This is a genomic window from Leifsonia sp. Y878 (genome assembly GCF_057669685.1).
In genome coordinates this window covers 149,161-166,056 of record NZ_JBYHFS010000003.1, presented here as the reverse complement: position 1 = coordinate 166,056, position 16,896 = coordinate 149,161, and the positions used below count along the sequence as shown (strand labels likewise).

Annotated in this window: 19 protein-coding genes; 2 read left to right on the top strand and 17 right to left on the bottom strand. The window is 64.7% G+C overall.

The window, feature by feature from the left end; all coding sequences use genetic code 11:
• Positions 1-281 precede the first annotated feature (281 nt).
• From AC25Y4_RS11895 to groES, 4 genes are all read right to left on the bottom strand, one after another.
• A complete protein-coding gene (locus AC25Y4_RS11895) occupies positions 282-1,580 on the bottom strand; it encodes an ABC transporter substrate-binding protein (RefSeq protein WP_488120631.1) in 1,299 nt (432 codons plus the stop codon).
• Positions 1,581-1,735: 155 nt separating this feature from the next.
• The gene (locus AC25Y4_RS11890) at positions 1,736-2,473 is read right to left on the bottom strand and encodes an ABC transporter substrate-binding protein (RefSeq protein WP_488120630.1); all 738 of its coding nucleotides are present in this window, start codon (positions 2,471-2,473) and stop codon (positions 1,736-1,738) included.
• Between the two features lie 41 nt (positions 2,474-2,514).
• Positions 2,515-3,492 carry an EamA family transporter RarD gene (rarD, locus tag AC25Y4_RS11885; protein ID WP_488120629.1) on the bottom strand — a complete coding sequence of 326 codons (978 nt, stop codon included), beginning with the start codon at positions 3,490-3,492 and terminating at the stop codon, positions 2,515-2,517.
• 94 nt (positions 3,493-3,586) lie between these two features.
• Entirely contained in the window at positions 3,587-3,883 is a 297-nt protein-coding gene (gene groES, locus AC25Y4_RS11880; RefSeq protein ID WP_021763071.1) for a co-chaperone GroES, read from the bottom strand.
• Positions 3,884-4,024: 141 nt separating this feature from the next.
• On the opposite strand from groES, the gene AC25Y4_RS11875 reads away from it, so the two are divergent.
• On the top strand, positions 4,025-5,224 hold the full coding sequence (locus AC25Y4_RS11875; RefSeq protein WP_488120628.1) for a class I SAM-dependent methyltransferase: 1,200 nt from the start codon (positions 4,025-4,027) through the stop codon (positions 5,222-5,224).
• 35 nt (positions 5,225-5,259) lie between these two features.
• On the opposite strand, the gene AC25Y4_RS11870 is transcribed toward AC25Y4_RS11875, so the two are convergent.
• From AC25Y4_RS11870 to glmS, 10 genes are all read right to left on the bottom strand, one after another.
• Positions 5,260-5,565, bottom strand: coding sequence for a hypothetical protein (locus tag AC25Y4_RS11870; RefSeq protein ID WP_488120627.1), 306 nt, complete (start codon positions 5,563-5,565; stop codon positions 5,260-5,262).
• Positions 5,566-5,783: 218 nt separating this feature from the next.
• Positions 5,784-6,467, bottom strand: coding sequence for a DUF4190 domain-containing protein (locus tag AC25Y4_RS11865; protein ID WP_488120626.1), 684 nt, complete (start codon positions 6,465-6,467; stop codon positions 5,784-5,786).
• 71 nt (positions 6,468-6,538) lie between these two features.
• Entirely contained in the window at positions 6,539-6,937 is a 399-nt protein-coding gene (locus AC25Y4_RS11860) for a DUF4190 domain-containing protein (RefSeq protein ID WP_488120625.1), read from the bottom strand.
• A gap of 141 nt (positions 6,938-7,078) precedes the next feature.
• On the bottom strand, positions 7,079-8,215 hold the full coding sequence (gene tsaD, locus AC25Y4_RS11855; protein WP_488120624.1) for a tRNA (adenosine(37)-N6)-threonylcarbamoyltransferase complex transferase subunit TsaD: 1,137 nt from the start codon (positions 8,213-8,215) through the stop codon (positions 7,079-7,081).
• Positions 8,216-8,220: 5 nt separating this feature from the next.
• Positions 8,221-8,727: a ribosomal protein S18-alanine N-acetyltransferase gene (gene rimI / locus AC25Y4_RS11850; RefSeq protein ID WP_488120623.1), complete on the bottom strand. Its 507-nt coding sequence runs from the start codon at positions 8,725-8,727 to the stop codon at positions 8,221-8,223.
• Positions 8,728-9,360 carry a tRNA (adenosine(37)-N6)-threonylcarbamoyltransferase complex dimerization subunit type 1 TsaB gene (gene tsaB / locus AC25Y4_RS11845; RefSeq protein ID WP_488120622.1) on the bottom strand — a complete coding sequence of 211 codons (633 nt, stop codon included), beginning with the start codon at positions 9,358-9,360 and terminating at the stop codon, positions 8,728-8,730.
• Positions 9,361-9,369: 9 nt separating this feature from the next.
• Positions 9,370-9,939 carry a tRNA (adenosine(37)-N6)-threonylcarbamoyltransferase complex ATPase subunit type 1 TsaE gene (gene tsaE / locus AC25Y4_RS11840; protein ID WP_488120621.1) on the bottom strand — a complete coding sequence of 190 codons (570 nt, stop codon included), beginning with the start codon at positions 9,937-9,939 and terminating at the stop codon, positions 9,370-9,372.
• Positions 9,936-11,060 carry an alanine racemase gene (gene alr / locus AC25Y4_RS11835; RefSeq protein ID WP_488120620.1) on the bottom strand — a complete coding sequence of 375 codons (1,125 nt, stop codon included), beginning with the start codon at positions 11,058-11,060 and terminating at the stop codon, positions 9,936-9,938. Before alr ends, tsaE begins: the two co-directional genes overlap by 4 nt.
• On the bottom strand, positions 11,057-11,413 hold the full coding sequence (locus tag AC25Y4_RS11830) for a holo-ACP synthase (protein WP_488120619.1): 357 nt from the start codon (positions 11,411-11,413) through the stop codon (positions 11,057-11,059). Before AC25Y4_RS11830 ends, alr begins: the two co-directional genes overlap by 4 nt.
• Before the next feature lie 7 nt (positions 11,414-11,420).
• On the bottom strand, positions 11,421-13,271 hold the full coding sequence (gene glmS, locus AC25Y4_RS11825) for a glutamine--fructose-6-phosphate transaminase (isomerizing) (protein ID WP_488120618.1): 1,851 nt from the start codon (positions 13,269-13,271) through the stop codon (positions 11,421-11,423).
• 33 nt (positions 13,272-13,304) lie between these two features.
• Here glmS and coaA point away from each other — a divergent pair, with 33 nt between their 5' ends.
• A complete protein-coding gene (gene coaA, locus AC25Y4_RS11820) occupies positions 13,305-14,261 on the top strand; it encodes a type I pantothenate kinase (protein ID WP_488120617.1) in 957 nt (318 codons plus the stop codon).
• A 115-nt stretch (positions 14,262-14,376) separates the two neighbouring features.
• Here the strand turns inward: coaA and glmM are convergent, their stop codons facing one another.
• From glmM to rplM, 3 genes are read right to left on the bottom strand one after another with little or no spacing between them, the layout of a single operon-like run.
• The gene (gene glmM, locus AC25Y4_RS11815; protein WP_488120616.1) at positions 14,377-15,738 is read right to left on the bottom strand and encodes a phosphoglucosamine mutase; all 1,362 of its coding nucleotides are present in this window, start codon (positions 15,736-15,738) and stop codon (positions 14,377-14,379) included.
• A gap of 27 nt (positions 15,739-15,765) precedes the next feature.
• A complete protein-coding gene (gene rpsI, locus AC25Y4_RS11810; RefSeq protein ID WP_488120615.1) occupies positions 15,766-16,251 on the bottom strand; it encodes a 30S ribosomal protein S9 in 486 nt (161 codons plus the stop codon).
• A gap of 48 nt (positions 16,252-16,299) precedes the next feature.
• Positions 16,300-16,746, bottom strand: coding sequence for a 50S ribosomal protein L13 (gene rplM / locus AC25Y4_RS11805; RefSeq protein ID WP_488120614.1), 447 nt, complete (start codon positions 16,744-16,746; stop codon positions 16,300-16,302).
• Positions 16,747-16,896 lie beyond the last annotated feature (150 nt).

Here is a 16,896-nt window from a genome sequence, read left to right as displayed (position 1 = left end):
CAGACACATCCTGGCGCGCGATAGAGCGCAGGCCAGAGGCGTTGTAGCCCGTTGACGGCCACGATGGCCATTCGCCCAAGAGACCCTCGCTGGGTCTCGAGACGGCCGTGAACGGCCTCCTCGACCAACGGTGCGAGCGCCACGGGTACGCGAGCGGAAGCACGCTGTCGCCTCCCCCCGCACACGCCTCCCCCCGCACACGCCTCTCCCCACACACGCCTCTCCCCACACACGACGAAAGGCCCCGGCCGAAGCCGGGGCCTTCCTACATGCGTTGCTGCCTAGTTGATGCGGCTGTACGTGTTGTCTGGGTTGAACTGGAAGATACCGATCGTTGCTTCGGTCGGGTCGCCGTTCTCGTCGAACGTGATCGGGCCGGAGTAACCGTCGTAGTCGATCTGCTCGCCCTTCTTCAGCAGGTCAACTGCTGCTGCGAAGTCGGTGACCTTGGTGCCTTCACCGGTTCCGCCGGAGACCTGGCGGAGGTACTTGCCGATAGACACACCGTCGGTGTCGTTCCCAGCGTATGCAGCGAGCGCGATGAGGATGACGGCGTCGTACGACTCAGCTGCGTAGCTGAAGTCGGTGAGCGTCGGGTCGATGGCCAGCAGGCGCTCGGTGAAGTCACCGAGCGTTGCGGTGTCGAGTCCGGGCAGCGTGCCCTTCGAGCCGGCGATGAGGCCAGCGGGGAAGTCAGCGCTGTAGTCGGCCAGGTTTCCGTCGACGAAGTAGAGCTTGTCGCCGGCGAATCCGGATCCGACCAGGGCCGGGGTGATGACCTTGGCCTGGTCGAACGTGATCAGTGCGATCGCATCGGGGTTGGCCGCCGTCACTTCAGAGATCTGCGATGCGAAGTTGGAGTCACCTTCGTTGAAGAGCGACTGAGCGACAACCTTGCCGCCGGCGCCTTCAAATGCTGCGGTAACGGACTCGGCGAGGCCGGTTCCGTAGGAGTCGTTCAGCACGATGAGGCCGAGGGTGGAGTTTCCGTCTTCAGCGATCAGGTTACCGAGTACTTCACCCTGCAACACGTCGGAGGGAGCCGTACGCCAGAACAGGCCGTTGTCGGGGTAGTCGGTGAAGTCTGCCGAGGTGTTAGCCGGCGAGAACTGCACGACGCCGGCACCGGTGATGGTGTCGATGACGGTCTTGGAGACGCCGGACGATGCTGCTCCGACAATCGCCGAAACCTTCTGCGACAGCAGGTCGGTGACCGAGACAGTTGCTGTGTCTGTGGTGGTGTCACCGGAGTCACGCAGGATGGCTTCGATGTCGATGCCGAGGCCTGCCTCGTTGATTTCCTGAACGGCCAGGTTGACACCGGCTTCTTCGGGCGGGCCGAGGAACGCGAGAGCGCCACTCTGGGGAAGAATCGTGCCGATCTTCAGTGCGAGATCGCGGTCGCCGGCTGTGATCGGCTGCGCGTCACCGCTCGCGGCGGGCGAAGCGGTCTCGCCGGGTGTCTCGGCCGTGCTGTTGCTGCATCCAGTGAGCAGGAGTGCGCTGACGCCGACCATGGCGATACCAGTGACTACTGCCCGTACTGAGCGGGAGGCCGAGGCCTTCGCGAATACGCTCATGTTGCTCCTTGGGGCTAGGGATACTAAAGAGAACACAGCAGCCAACTAGCTACCGTCCTGTCACAGTATTGACAGGAAGCACCTGAAACAAGACAACGATGTAACAACCGTGTAAACCGACCCAAATCGTTACGATTTGTGATCTGAGCGAGTATTTATTGCGTGAGAGCTGTGAGCGTCCCGCTCGCGCCGCCGTAGCTGATGTGCTGGTCGTCGGCCAAAATGCTCAGGCATTCCCCCCACGACGCGCAGTCAACCTCTCCTGAGGCCACCTGTCGCAGTCCAGCTGCAACGGATGCGCCGCCATCGTCGTCGCTGACCACGGCAGCCAGGGCGCTCACCACGACAGCGTCGTAGGCTTCGGACCCTCCGGTCGTCTCCGCGAGCCCCGGATCGGCGCTGTTCAGTCGGATCCCGAACTCGCCGCTGGCCGCAAGCGCAGTGCCACCATTCACGAGGTCATACAGTGAGATGACGGCCATACCTGACGAGCGAGCGGATGACGCCACATCGGCAGGCAACTCTCGTGTCACATCCCACACCAGCACGTCGACGCCGCGCGCGACAAGGTCGGCCAGCGCGGTCACGAGATCCCCGGCCGAATTGCGGTGGATGATCTCGAGCGGTTGCCCGCGCACCCCGCCCTGCTCAGCGATTTCACGGGCGGCCAGCTGGGCTCCCGCGACCTGCGCGGCGCCGGATCCGGCGGCGTCGCCCGTCATCGGGAAGAGCGTTCCGATGCGGAGCACGCCGTCGCCGGATGGAACGACCCTGGCGGTCGCACTCGTCGGCGTTGGCGTCGGCGCCAACGGCTCTGACGAGCAGGCGGTCACAGCCAGCGGAATGACGACGGCAAGACCCAGGAGGGCGGCAACGGTGCGGCGAAGCATCATGGTCCTTTCGGTGGCTGGTGCATCCAGAGCGTATCGGCCGCTTAGACCGGTTCGAGCGATACGCGCCGCGGCGCGCGACCGGAGACGATCATGTCGATCGTCAGCACAATCAACGCGACCCAGACCAGAGCGAAACCGATGAGCCGTTCTGGCGGCATCTCTTCTCCCAGCACGAACACCCCAACCAGGAACTGCAGCACGGGAGCGATGTACTGGGTCAAGCCCAGGAAGGTGAGCGGCAGTCGGCTGGCCGCCGCTGCGAAGAAGAGGAGCGGAACCGCTGTCGCGACGCCCGCCGCAAGCAGTCCCATCGTGTGCCATGGAGAGATGGTGCCGATGGTCAACCCAGACAGCGCGGCGACGACGATGAGCTGGATGATGGCGATCGGAGCGAGCCACGCGGTCTCCAGCGTGAGGCCCGTCACGGCATCCACGTCGTTGCCGACGCGCTTCTTGATCAGGCCGTACGAGCCGAAGGAGAAGGCGAGGATCAGGGATATCCAGGGCACGGAGCCGTAGCCGACGGTGAGAACGCCGACGGCGATCACGCTGATTCCCACCGCGATCCACTGCACCACGCGCAGGCGCTCCCTGAGCACGATGACGCCGAGGAAGATCGTGACGATCGGGTTGATGAAATAGCCGAGCGCGGCCTCAAGGACGTGCCCGCTGACCGCAGCGAAGACGTAGGTCTGCCAGTTGACATAGATAAGAGCACCGGCCAGCCCCATCGTCCACACGACCCGCGGCTTCGCGAACACCGCGGTGAGAGCTCCCCACTTGCGCGTGACTGTGATCAGCAGCGCACAGAAGACGAGCGAGAACAGCACGCGCCACGCGACGATCTCGAAGGCACCTGTCGGCACGAGCAGCAGGAAGTACAGCGGCAGCAGGCCCCACAACGCATACGCAGAGACCGCATAGGTCAGCCCCTTGCTCTGCTCACTCCTGGCCGGTCGGCCGGCGGCGGCGAGTGCGGCGGAGGGAGCGGCAGGGGTTTTGAGGGGGTCTGCGGACATCTGTCAATCCTAGGGTCGGCGATTCGCCTGCCGCGCACAAAAAAGTCGGGCCCCCGATGCTGTGCATCAGGGGCCCGACGAGAAAAGCGAGAAACTATCGAACGACCACTGCGAGGACGTCGCGTGCCGAGAGGACCAGCAGGTCTTCCCCACCGAACTTGACCTCGGTTCCGCCGTACTTGGAATAGATGACCTTGTCGCCGACAGCGACGTCGAGCGGGATGCGGTTGCCGTTGTCGTCAATGCGGCCGGGGCCTACTGCAACGACTTCACCCTCCTGGGGCTTCTCCTTGGCAGTGTCAGGAATGACAAGACCTGAAGCAGTAGTCTGCTCTGCCTCGACCTGCTTGATGACGATGCGATCCTCGAGCGGCTTGATGGAGACCGACACGGTTGACCTCTTTCTTAACTAAGACATAAGGGTTGGCAGACTCACGTCGAGAGTGCTAATTCGAGTTTAGGGCGCATCTGGCACTCACGCAATGTGAGTGCCAGACAATGACGGCACCGACATCGGTGCTACCGTGACGTAATGGATCGCTCAGAGCTCGTCGAGCTGTTATCACCAGAGGGCCTGCGTCTTCTTGACTCACTTCCCCCCTTCGAATCCAGCGCAGATGTCGTACGCCTGGTCGCCGACCTGCGCAAGGCAGGGCACTCCCCTGGGCTCGTCGCAGCCGTCCTCACTCAATCCAAATTGCGCGCGAAGGCGCAGGGCAAGTTCGGCGAGTTCGCGCAGCGCATGCTGTTCACCGAAGCTGGTCTCGAGCAGGCCACCCGGTTGCGCGTTGCCGCACTGCACGCCGGCCGATTCGCAGGGGCGGGCCTCCATCGAGTCGCCGACCTCGGGTGCGGAATCGGGGGCGACGCAATGGCGATGGCTGCCATGGACATCGCGGTGACCGCCGTCGACGCCGACGAAGTGACAGCGACCGTCGCGAGTTTCAACCTGGCGCCGTTCCCGCAGGCCCACGTCGAGCACGCTGACGCTGAGACGTTCGACCTCACCGGATTCGACGCTGCCTGGTTCGATCCGGCCAGGCGCACCTCCGGCCACAAGAACACGTCTCGCCTGACGAGACCGGAGGACTACTCGCCCTCCCTCGACTACGTGTTCGGCCTCGCGAAAACCCTCCCCATCGGCGTCAAGCTCGGCCCCGGCCACGATCGCGACCTGATTCCAGCTGAGGCAGAAGCGCAGTGGATCTCGGTCGACGGGCAGCTCGTTGAAATGGGGCTGTGGTTCGGCGTATTGACCAGGGAGGGCATCCGACGTTCCGCGCTCATCCTCACGCCTGGCGGCGTTGCTGAGATGACAGCGGATGCCGACGCAGACGACGTGGATGTCGCCGAACTGGGCCAGTACATTTACGAGCCCGATGGCGCGGTCATTCGCGCCAGGCTCATCGGAGACCTGGCCCGATCCGCTGACGCCGGCATGGTGAGCGATGGGATCGCCTACTTCACGTCTGACACGCTGATCGAATCACCGTTCGCCACGGCATTCCGTGTCATCGACGAGTTGCCGTTCGACGAAAAGAAACTCAAGCAGGCACTCAAAGCCCGCGATATCGGCACCATCGAAATCAAGAAGCGCGGCGTTGACCTTGACCCGGCTGCCCTGCGGGTGCGGCTGAAGCCAACCGGAAGCGCCTCAGCCACGCTGATCATGACGAGGCGTGCTGGAAAGCGCGTTGCATTGCTGGTGGAGCGCGTGGCCAGCTCGGTATAGGCCGAGGCACGGCTCACAGCGGGGCAGGGCCGCGGCTACACGCGGCCGGGGAAGACCGCGGTGATCAGCACGATCCAGCCCGCTGCAACGACGACGCCGACGATGCCGGCGACCAAACCGAGCAGCCAGGTTCGCCCGGCCATCCGCTCAGTGCGCCGCGCGATGAGCGCCAGGATGATGGCAGCGAGTGAGACCAGGATGCCCCACATGCCGAACACCGCGATCACCAGGCCGAGCACGCCACAGACGACGGACGCGTTCGAGAGCTGTCGTCGCTCGGTGAGCGCCTGGATCTCCGAGTTCGTGTAGACGTACGGCACCCATTCGGTGGGGGCCGTCACCGTCGATTCGTAATCGAGCTGACCTTCAACCGGCGCTGGAGGACGGGTGAGATCCAGACTGAATTCATCCCTGGGCACCCCAGACTCGCTCTGTTGCCCGTTCATTGACGCGACCTCCGGGTTTAAGCACAACGCACGCACGAGGCGGCGCTCGCGTAACGCAGGATGGCGCCCCGAGTTCTGGCGCCCACCGTCGAAACTACGGCCACACTGGCCGGCTAGTTATAGTACCGGTAGCCACCGGGGGGAATCGTCGCGATGACGATGGCCCAACCGATGATGCTGATCACGGCGATCGCCAGGCCTACGAATCCGGTGATGATTCCGGTCAGCCACATGGCCTTGGCCCGCGGCTCCTTTGACCTGCCGAGGAAGCCGAGCACGACGGCGGCGGCGGGAATGATCAGGCCGAGGATGCCGCCGATGATCGGCAGGAAGACGACGGGAAAGCCGAGCAGGCCGACGATTCCGGCGATCAGCGAGATGATGCTGAGCACCGGCTGCTTGGCGGCGGGTGTCCCGTATGGAGCGGCACCCGGTGCGCCGTAGCCTGGTGCACCGTAGCCTGGTGCACCGTTGCCGGGCGGCGGCGGAGTCGGCGCACCGTATGACGGCGGTGCGGCCGGGCCGCCGTATGGCGAGCCGGACTGCGGTGTCGATGATCCGGATGGCGTGGACGGTTCGGACGGCGTGGAAGACGCGGTCGCTGCCGCGCGGGAATCTGCAGCTGAAGCGGATGCCGCAGTTGGCCTGTCGTCCAGCGGGTTGGGAATGTCGGGAACCTGCGGCGCATCCGGCCCCGGAATGTCCGGAACCTGGGGAACGTCTGGCACGTCGGGCACGTCCGGGACGTCGGGCACCTCTGGGACGCGCGGAGCGTCAGGGTTCTGTGGGTCGCTCATGATGGTGTCTTCCTTTCAACACGCTGATCGCGGTCGACGCCGGACAAGCGGGCGCGACCGCACACACTGCGCTAGTTGGTGTAAAGGTTGTCCGGGTTGAACGTGCCTGGGTACATGCTGGCCATATATGGCAGGAATGCAAACACAAGGATGATTCCCACGATGGTGGCAAGAATCCCGAGGTAGCCGAGCACCAGTCCCGCGATCGCGAGACCGCGACCGAGTTCGCCGGTGCGCTTGATCTGGCTCAGGGCGATGTGGCCGGTGATCACCGCGACGAGCGAGATGAAGAAGGCGGACACCAGAGAGACGATGGCGAGCGCGTTGTACTTGTTCTGCGGTACCTGCTCACCGTACGCTGGCTGCCCGTATGGCTGGGCGTAAGGCTGACCGTACGGCTGGCTAGGCGCACCTTGCTGGTATCCAGGTGCGGATGGTGGGGTTGTGGCAGGACGATTCGGGTCAGTCATGTCGAGGCTCCTTCCGAAAGCCGGGCATTCGCGGTGCCAGCGTGACACCCGAGAGTCAATCAGGTGTCATTCAACCATTTCGGCTGGTTACCCCCTCAATCAGGATAGTCTCAGTCCGCGCTGAACGGGAAGAATGCGCCGTTACACCTGAATCTGGGTGACGGGAAGCGTCGAATCCGCGCCGAATTCCAGTGTCGACGGTTCGTGGCCGGCCATGATCAACTGCGCGCCAAGTGCCGCAATCATGGCGCCGTTGTCCGTGCACAGCAACAGTGGCGGAATGCGCAGTGAAATTCCTGCCGCCCGCGTGCGTTCCTCTGCCACCGCGCGCAGCCTGGCGTTGGCGACGACACCGCCACCGAGCAGGAGACGCGGAACGCCATAGTCGTTACAGGCAGCGACCGCCTTGGTGAGCAGCACGTCAACAACGGCTTCCCTGAAGCTGGCAGCGACATCGGCCACCGGCACCGGCTCTCCGGCATCCTGACGCTGTTCGACCCACCGGGCGACTGCGGTCTTCAGCCCGGAGAACGAGAAATCGTAGCGGTGCTTGGCCATGTCCTTGGGGAGGCTGAGTCCGCGGGGAAACCGGATTGCCTTGGGGTTGCCGTCTGCGGCGACCCTGTCGATCTGCGGTCCGCCCGGATACGGCAGTCCGAGAACCCGCGCGACCTTGTCGAACGCCTCCCCTGCCGCGTCGTCGATGGTCTCCCCAAGCAACACGACGTCTGACACGAGGTCGCGCACGAGCAACAGCGACGTGTGGCCGCCAGAGACCAGCAGTGCGATGGTCGGATACGCCAGCGGTTCGGTGTCGGCCACCGCGTGGTCGGAATCCGTGGGGTCGGCATCCGCTGAGCCTGCTGCCCCTGCGTCCGTCACCCTGAGGACGTCTGCGCCCACGTGACCGACCAGGTGGTTGACCGCATAGATCGGCTTGCCGAGCGAGACGGCGAGCGCCTTGGCCGCGCCAACGCCGACCATGAGTGCGCCAGCAAGTCCGGGACCACTGGTGACAGCGATAGCGTCGATGTCGGCGAGGCTGATCCGGGCTTCGGCGAGCGCAGCGTTGATGGAGGGGACGAGCTCGTCGAGATGCGCCCTGGCCGCGACCTCAGGTACCACTCCCCCGTAACGCGCATGCTCTGCCATCGACGACGCAATCGTGTTCGACAGCAGCGTCGTTCCCCGCACGATGCCGATGCCGGTCTCGTCACAGGATGTCTCGATGCCGAGCACCAGCGGATTGGTGCGATTCAGTTGTTCGGTGTCACTCATTGATTTCATGCCTCTGCTGCAAGTGTCGCCGTTGGTTCGACGATGTGGAGTCGCATGACGACCGCATCGACGTTGTCCGGCTGGTAGTAGCCGCGGCGGGTGCCGACTGCCTCGAAGCCCAACCGGTCGTAGAGTCCCTGGGCGGTTGGATTGTCAGCGCGCACCTCGAGGAAGATCTCTCGCGCACCCCGTTTCCGGGCCTCAGCGATGAGGCTCTGCATGAGCACCCGGCCAAGGCCATGGCCCCTGGCGTCCTCGTGCACCGCGATGGTCTGGATGTCGCCCTCCCGCGCGCCCCTCGGGGCCAGCAGCCCGGCGTATGCCACGATGCGCTTCTGGTCATCGGGAACCGCTTCGTCCGGATCGACGGCGACCAGGTAGTAGCAGGCAGGGTCAGCGACGTCCCTGGCCATCATCGTCGGCGACCAGGCGTCGTTCTCGAAGATGCTCGTCTCCAGCAGCATGATGCCGTCAACGTCGGCCAGGTGGGCACGGCGCAGCTGCCAACTCACTCAGCTCACCCGTTTCGGGCCAGCGGAGAGCGTGACGTCGGGCGATCGCAGATACAACGGTTCGTCGGCCGCGAACGGTCGCCCGTTGGCAAACGTCAATTCGGCGACCATGCCGAGGTCACCGGCGGAGATCACCGCGGCATCGAAGCGGGGCATGCCGGCGTGAACGAAGTTCGCTTCGAGGAGCTCGGCAGGTTTGGACAGGCTTGGACCGTCTACACGCACCGGCAGCCCGGCATCGTCGCTGCCACTGTACGCAGACCAATAGACCTCTTTGCGGCGGGCGTCGGTGACGACGAGCAACGGACCCGCCTCCCCTGCACGGTAGCGCCCATAGGCAATGGCGTCGTGACTCACGATCGGAACGAGCGGCTTGCCTGACCCGAGTGCAAACACGCGCGCGGCGGCGATGCCGACCCTGAGACCGGTGAACGGCCCAGGTCCCATGCCGGCGACGACACCGGACAACGCAGAGACGGCGATGCCGGCCTCTGCCAGGCACTGTTCGATGAGGTCGCCGATCACTTCGGCGTGCCGCATGGTGTCTGGGATGCCGCGTTCAGCGATCACCCCAGCCTCGCGGTCGACGACGGCAACGCTGGTTCCTGCTGAGGTATCAATGGCGAGAAGCACTGGTTAAGCCTATGCCCAGCTCGCGTCTGCCCATCGAGGCCCGTATGCCCTGATGGTGACGGTGCGAGGTTCGTCGAGGTCGAGGCCCAGCTCATCGGCATCCGCTGCCGACTCGGCGGGCTGTGCCTCCGCTTGTGAAGCGCCCACCGGCCTCTCGATCTCAATGTCGAGCCAGGAGTCTGTGATGCCATCGAGCATGCCGCGGCCCCACTCCACCACCACGATGGAACGGGCGAAGTCAATGTCGAGGTCGTCGAGTTCAACCGCGCTGGTGAGCCGGTAGGCGTCGACGTGCACCAGCGGCGGGCCGCCGATCGTGCTCGGGTGGGTGCGCGCGAGCACGAACGTCGGGCTGGTCACGGCACCGCGCACCGCGAGGGCCTCGCCCAACCCCCTGGTGAACGTGGTCTTCCCTGCGCCGAGGGGGCCAGTGAGCACGATGAGGTCGCCAGCCCGCAGGATGCCGGCCATCTCGCGGCCGAAGTCATGCATGGCATCCGCGTCGGGGATGACCCTCGTCGCAGCGTGGGATGACTGCTCAGCGTTGGATGACTGCTCAGGGCTGGATGACGGGGTCATCGGTCGACCACCGGCAGGTAGCTGCGGGCGACCCGATTGCCGATTCGCGTGACGATCTCGTAATTCACGGTGCCAGCGGCATCCGCCCAGTCTGTCGCACTCGGTACGCCCGTTGCCGGGTCGCCGAAGAGCACGGCCTCGTCGCCGACGCTGACGGGGTCTTGACCGACGCTGACAACGAACTGGTCCATCGCGATGCGGCCGGCGACCTGGTAGGTCTTCCCGCTGATCGACACCGGTGCCCGGCCTGACGCCTGCCGCGGGATGCCGTCTGCGTAGCCGAGCGGCACGAGCGCCAGGGTGACCTCTTCTGGCGCACGCCAGGTGTAGTCGTACGAGACGCCGGTTCCTGGCGCAACCCGGCGCACAGCGGCCACCCTGGTGCGGAGGGTCATGGCAGGGATGAGCCCGAGCTCGGCAGAGGTGGCGTCGTCGAACGGCGACAACCCGTACAACCCGATGCCGATGCGCACCATCGAGTAGCGGGCAGCCGGGAGCCGGATAGCGGCAGCGGTGGAAGCCAGGTGCACCAGGGTTGGCGCCAGCCCTGCGCTGGTAGCGGCGGCCAGGCCGCGGTCGAAGCAGGCGATTGCTGCTGCGTCGTCGGCGGCAGACGCGTTCGAGAGATGACTGAAGATTCCACGCACACGGATGCTGCCTGCCGCTTCGAGCAGGGCAGCAGTCGCGAATGTCTCTGGCCAGTCGCCCTCTGAGACGCCGTTCCGGCTGAGGCCGGTCTCCAGTTTGATCTGCACGTTAGCGGTACGGCCATGCGCGTCGGCTGCACGAGCAATGCCCTGCAACTGCGCGCTGGAGGATGCCCCCAGGTCGATGTCGGCCAGGATGGCCGGCGTCCAGTCGGTCAGAGGGTCGTGCAGCCAGGCCAGGATCGGGGCGTGGATGCCACCGTCACGCAGCGCGAGGCCCTCCGCGATGTCGGCGACCCCCAGCCAGTCTGCTCCCGCCGCCAGCGCGGTCTCTGCGACGGGGATGGCGCCGTGCCCGTATGCGTTGGCCTTGACGACGGCCATGGTGTGTGGCGTGCCGGCCAGCGTGCGCAGCCGCGTGACGTTCGCTGCTATCGCAGTGAGGTCGATGACTGCTTCTCTGAAACTACTCATGAGTCGCCCTCCGCGACGACGAATGCGCAGGCAACGCCTGCATCGTGGGTCATGCTGAGATGAACGCTGGTGATCCCGCGGACGGTCAGCGCATCTAGCGCCTTACCCTGCAGCCTGAACTCCGGGTTGCCGCCGGCACCGCTGATCACTTCCAGCTCGTGCCAGGTGACGCCTGCGCTGTCCCCCATCGCCTTGATCAGCGCTTCCTTCGCCGCGAATCGCGCAGCGAGCGAATGCACGGGAAGCGTGCGTTCGCTCTCGGTGAACAGACGAGGGATGAGTCCCGGCGTCCGCTCAACCTGACGTGCGAAGCGGGCGAGGTCGACGATGTCGACGCCAATGCCCTTGATCATCGTCTGGCTATTCGACGGTGACGGATTTCGCGAGGTTGCGCGGCTGGTCGACGTCGAGTCCCTTGGCCGTGGCCAGTTCCATCGCGAAGATCTGCAGCGGCACGACGGCGAGCAGCGGCTCGAACAACGGCGCGGCCAGTGGAATGTGCAGCACCGTGTCGGCGAAGGGAAGCACTGCGGCATCCCCCTGCTCGGCGATCGCGATGATGCGAGCGCCCCTGGCGCGGATCTCCTGGATGTTCGAGACCACCTTGGGGTGCAGGTGGGCAGACCCGCGCGGGCTCGGCACGACGACGAACACCGGCTGGCCGGGCTCGATCAGCGCAATGGGGCCGTGCTTGAGCTCACCGGCGGCGAAGCCTTCTGCGTGGATGTAGGCCAGTTCCTTGAGCTTGAGCGCGCCCTCGAGTGCGATCGGGAACCCGACGTGACGGCCGAGGAACAGCACGGCCCTGGTGTCTGACATCCACTTGGCCAGCTGGCTGACTGCTTCGGCCTGCCCGAGCGTGGTCTCGATCTTCTCCGGGATCGCCAACAGTTCAGCGGTCTGCTCGGCGAGCTCTGCATGGCTCAGCGTGCCGCGCACGCGCGCCAGGTGCAGGGCGAAGAGGTAGAGGGCGGCGATCTGGGCGACGAATGCCTTGGTGGATGCCACGGCGACCTCAGGCCCGGCGTGTGTGTACACGACGGCGTCTGACTCGCGCGGAATCGTCGAACCCTGCGTGTTGCAGATCGAGACGGCCTTTGCGCCGGCTTCGCGGGCGTACTTGACGGCCATCAGCGTGTCCATGGTCTCGCCGGACTGGCTGATGGAGATCACCAGCGTGTCGGCGGTGAGTACGGGGTCGCGGTAGCGGAATTCGTGGCTGAGCTCCACGTCGACGGGCACCTTCGCCCACTTCTCGATGGCGTACTTGGCCGTCTGGCCTGCGTACGCCGCTGTACCGCAGGCGATGATGACGATGCGCTTGATGCCGGCGAGCACGTCGTCGCCAAATTCGACGAGTTCTGGAACGACGACGACGCCATCCACGATGCGGCCGCGCAGTGTGTTCGCAACGGCGTCCGGCTGCTCGGAGACTTCCTTGGCCATGAAGCTCGACCAGCCGCCCTTCTCAGACGCGGAGGCGTCCCAGGCGATGTCGAATTCTTCGGTCTCGACGGCGTTACCGTCGAAGTCGGTTACCGTGACGGCATCCGCTGTGATCTGGACGATCTGGTCCTGGCCGATGGCCATGGCGCGACGAGTGTATTCGACGAAGGCGGCGACGTCTGAGCCGAGGAAGTTCTCACCATCACCCAGCCCGATCACGAGCGGGGAGTTGCGGCGGGCGCCGACGACGAGGCCTGGGGAGTCCTGGTGCACGGCGAGCAGGGTGAATGCACCGTCGAGGCGGGAGACCACGGCGCGGAATGCCTCAGCCAGGTCACCGACGCGCTGGTACTCACGGCCGAGGAGCACTGCGGCGACCTCGGTGTCTGTCTCGCTCTCGAAGGTGAAGCCCTCCGCGAGCAGCTCGTCTTTCAACGGAGCGAAGTTTTCGATGATCCCGTTGTGGATCAGGGCGAGGCGGCCGTTGTCACCCAGGTGCGGGTGCGCGTTGCGGTCTGTTGGACCGCCGTGCGTCGCCCAGCGGGTGTGGCCGATGCCGGTGCTGCCGTTGTTGATGGGGTGCAGTTCAAGCTCCTGCGAGAGCATGGCAAGCTTTCCGGCGCGCTTGACCGTGTTCAGCGTGCCCGCGTCATCGATCACCGCGATCCCTGCGGAGTCGTATCCGCGATATTCGAGGCGACGCAGCCCTCCCATGAGTACTTCGACGCTCTTGTTGTCTCCGACATATCCCACAATTCCGCACATGGGGACGATTTTAGTCCGACTAAGCTTGGGAAAATGCCCGAGTCGCTGATGAGCCATGGATTCAATGGTCACAGCACCCCATTCGTGGAGCTCGATCGAGCCGCATGGGCCGTCCTCGGCCCCACGATGCCCCTCCCACTGCGTGAGACAGAGATCGTGCAATTGCGCGGTATTGGAGAGCCTCTCGAGCTGAGCGAGGTGACGGATGTCTACCTCCCCCTCTCGAGACTCCTCAACCTGTACGCGGCCGGCGCCAGCCAACTGCACAGGGCGACGAGCGACTTCCTGGGGGAACGCGCCAAGCGCACACCATTCGTGATCGGCGTCGCAGGGTCGGTTGCCGTCGGCAAGTCGACGATTGCCCGCCTGCTCCGTGAGCTGCTCGCCCGGTGGGAAGACACGCCCCGCGTCGAGCTCGTCACCACAGACGGTTTCCTCTTTCCGAACGCTGAACTCGAGCGCCGCGGGCTGATGGACCGTAAGGGCTTTCCAGAGTCGTACGACAGGCGAGCGCTGTTGCGCTTCGTCAGCGCAGTGAAGAGCGGTGCAGAAGAAGTACGGGCACCGTTCTACTCGCACCTCAGCTACGACATCGTTCCCGATGCGCAGATTGTGGTGCGGCAGCCCGACATCCTGATCGTCGAAGGGCTGAACGTACTGCAGCCGCCCGCCAAGGGCCATGGCCTGTCGGTCAGTGACCTGTTTGACTTCACCATCTACGTGGACGCCCGCACGGCGGACATCGCCAGGTGGTACGAAGAACGCTTCCTCAAGCTGCAGCGCGGTGCGTTCAGCAACCCGAACTCCTATTTCCACCGCTACGCCACGCTCGACGAAGAGCAGGCACGAGCACGCGCCCGCTCCATTTGGTCGAGCATCAACGAGCCGAACCTGCTGCAGAACGTCCGGCCTACCCGCTCACGGGCGACACTCGTGCTGCGCAAGGGGTCGAATCACGCCGTGTCGACGGTGTTGCTCCGCAAGGTTTAGCAGGCTCGCTGGTTGAGGGCCGCCCGAGGAACGAGGCCGCGTCTCGAAACCAGGTCTCGAGATGGCCTGGCGGCCTCCTCGACCAACGGAGGGGTGGACACCAACGCCAGAGCTGTTAGAGCGCGAGCTGTGCGCTGACGACATCCGCCAGCTGGTGAGCCAGACGATCGGCGGTCGGCTGGTTGGCCGCCTCGACCATAACGCGAACCATTGGCTCGGTGCCCGAGGGGCGCAGCAGCACCCGTCCGGTGTCGCCGAGTTCGATCGTGGCCTCGAGTACGGCCTGCGCGATGGTGTCGTTCTGGGCCAGTGCGTGGTGGTTGACACCGCGCACGTTGACGAGAATCTGCGGGAAGACCGTCATGACGGATGCCAGTTCGGCCAGCGTCTTCTTCGTTCTGGCCATCTCTGCCACCAGGTGAAGTCCGGTCAGGATTCCGTCACCGGTCGTGGCGTACTTGGTCATGATCACGTGGCCGGACTGCTCGCCGCCCAGTGAGTATCCGCCGGCGTTCAGCTCTTCGAGCACGTAGCGGTCGCCCACCTTGGTCTCGATCACCTTGATGTCGTTGGCGGCCATGGCCTTGCGAAGGCCGAGGTTGCTCATCACGGTGGCGACGAGGGTGCGGTCAGCCAGCACGCCGCGCTCTGCCATGGAGACCGCGAGGATCGCCATGATCTGGTCGCCGTCGACGATGTTGCCCTCAGCGTCGACCGCGAGGCAACGGTCAGCGTCGCCGTCGTGGGCGATTCCGACATCGGCACCGTGCGCGAGGACAGCCCGTGCGAGGTTGTCGAGGTGCGTTGAGCCGACACCGTCGTTGATGTTGATGCCGTCAGGGTCAGCGCCGATCAGCGTGATCTTCGCGCCTGCGTCGGTGAACACCTGAGGGGAAATGCCGGACGCAGCGCCGTGAGCGCAGTCGAGGACGACGTGAATGCCGTCCAGGCGATGCGGCAGCGTGGAGAGCAAGTGAATGATGTAACGGTCTTCGGCGTCGGCGAACCGACGGATACGACCGACATCGCCGCCCACGGGGGTCAGCTTGTCTTCGTCGAGATGCGCTTCAATGCGGTCTTCGACGTCGTCAGGAAGTTTGGTGCCGCCAAAGGCGAAGAATTTGATCCCGTTGTCGGGAGCAGGGTTGTGCGAGGCGGATACCATCACGCCGAAGTCCGCGCCGATGTCTGAGATCAGGAACGCGGCAGCGGGCGTGGGGATGACACCAGCGTCGAGCACATCAACACCGGAGCTGGCGAGGCCTGCTGCAACGGCGGATGAAATGAATTCGCCGGAGATCCGGGGATCCCTGGCGACGACGGCAACCGGCCTGCGGCCTTCTGCGCGTCGTTGTTCTGCACGTCGTCCCTGGGTCAGGACGACAGCGCTTGCTTGGGCGAGGCCCAGGGCCAGGCCAGCCGTGAGATCACGGTTGGCCAGGCCCCGAACACCGTCGGTACCAAAAAGTCGAGGCACGTGTGTTTGCTTGAGTCGACTTGCTGGTTAGCGCTTGGAGAACTGAGGAGCCTTGCGGGCCTTCTTGAGACCAGCCTTCTTGCGCTCCTTGACACGAGCGTCACGGCTCAGGAAGCCGTTCTTCTTCAGGATCGCGCGGTTGTTCTCTTCGTCGATCTGGTTCAGCGAGCGAGCGATGCCGAGACGCAGTGCGCCGGCCTGGCCCGAGGGGCCACCACCGGAGATACGTGCGATGACGTCGTAGCCGCCCATGAGGTCGAGGACCTTGAACGGGTCGTTGATCAGCTGCTGGTGCAGCTTGTTCGGGAAGTAGTCCGCGATGTCGCGGCCGTTCACCGTGATGGTGCCCGAACCGGGAACGAGACGCACGCGGGCGATAGCCTGCTTGCGACGGCCAACGGCTGCGCCGGGGACGGTGAGTGCGGCGCGGGGCGCCTTGGTTACAGCTTCAACGGGAGTCTCTGTCGAGTAGCTCTCCGGAGCCGCGTCAATCTGGTCTGCGATCTTCGCCACGATGGTGTGAATCCTTTTTCTTAGAGTCGAGAAGTCTGGGGGCCGACGCTACTGCGCGACCTGGCCGAGGGTGTACGGCTTCGGCTGCTGTGCAGCGTGCGGGTGCTCTGCGCCTTCGTAGACCTTGAGCTTCAGCAGCTGTGCGCGGCCGAGCGAGTTCTTCGGCAGCATGCCGCGAATCGCCTTCTCAACTGCACGAGTCGGGTGCTTCTCGAGCATCTCGGAGTAGTTCTGTGCCGACAGTCCGCCCGGGTAACCGGAGTGGCGGTAGGCGATCTTCTGGTCGAGCTTCTTGCCGGTCAGGGCAATCTTCTCGGCGTTGATGATGATGACGAAGTCTCCCATGTCCATGTGGGGAGAGAACGTTGCCTTGTGCTTTCCGCGGAGGAGAACGGCTGCGTGGCTGGCGAGACGGCCAAGAACGATGTCGGTGGCGTCAATGACGACCCAATCGTGCTGGACTTCACTTGCCTTGGGGGTGTAGGTGCGCGTCACTATAGTGCTGCTTTCTTGTTCGAACGGAGGTGTTCGTGAATCCCGCTCCGGGTGTGTTCTAGAAGAAGAACACGATCGATGGAGGGCTCACGTTCGTGTGCCTGGCTGCAACGCACAGACACCAAGGGTCCATGCTAGCCGATTGAGGCC

What these genes read in the sequence shown, in the direction of transcription:
- AC25Y4_RS11890 (WP_488120630.1), bottom strand. Translation starts at nt 2,473, where the DNA reads ATGATGCTTCGCCGCACCGTTGCCGCCCTCCTGGGTCTTGCCGTCGTC.
- AC25Y4_RS11865 (WP_488120626.1), bottom strand. Translation starts at nt 6,467, where the DNA reads ATGAGCGACCCACAGAACCCTGACGCTCCGCGCGTCCCAGAGGTGCCC.
- AC25Y4_RS11830 (WP_488120619.1), bottom strand. Translation starts at nt 11,413, where the DNA reads ATGATCAAGGGCATTGGCGTCGACATCGTCGACCTCGCCCGCTTCGCA.
- AC25Y4_RS11860 (WP_488120625.1), bottom strand. Translation starts at nt 6,937, where the DNA reads ATGACTGACCCGAATCGTCCTGCCACAACCCCACCATCCGCACCTGGA.
- coaA (WP_488120617.1), top strand. Translation starts at nt 13,305, where the DNA reads ATGCCCGAGTCGCTGATGAGCCATGGATTCAATGGTCACAGCACCCCA.
- tsaE (WP_488120621.1), bottom strand. Translation starts at nt 9,939, where the DNA reads ATGACCCCGTCATCCAGCCCTGAGCAGTCATCCAACGCTGAGCAGTCA.
- rarD (WP_488120629.1), bottom strand. Translation starts at nt 3,492, where the DNA reads ATGTCCGCAGACCCCCTCAAAACCCCTGCCGCTCCCTCCGCCGCACTC.
- glmS (WP_488120618.1), bottom strand. Translation starts at nt 13,271, where the DNA reads ATGTGCGGAATTGTGGGATATGTCGGAGACAACAAGAGCGTCGAAGTA.
- tsaD (WP_488120624.1), bottom strand. Translation starts at nt 8,215, where the DNA reads ATGAGTGACACCGAACAACTGAATCGCACCAATCCGCTGGTGCTCGGC.
- AC25Y4_RS11895 (WP_488120631.1), bottom strand. Translation starts at nt 1,580, where the DNA reads ATGAGCGTATTCGCGAAGGCCTCGGCCTCCCGCTCAGTACGGGCAGTA.
- alr (WP_488120620.1), bottom strand. Translation starts at nt 11,060, where the DNA reads ATGAGTAGTTTCAGAGAAGCAGTCATCGACCTCACTGCGATAGCAGCG.
- AC25Y4_RS11875 (WP_488120628.1), top strand. Translation starts at nt 4,025, where the DNA reads ATGGATCGCTCAGAGCTCGTCGAGCTGTTATCACCAGAGGGCCTGCGT.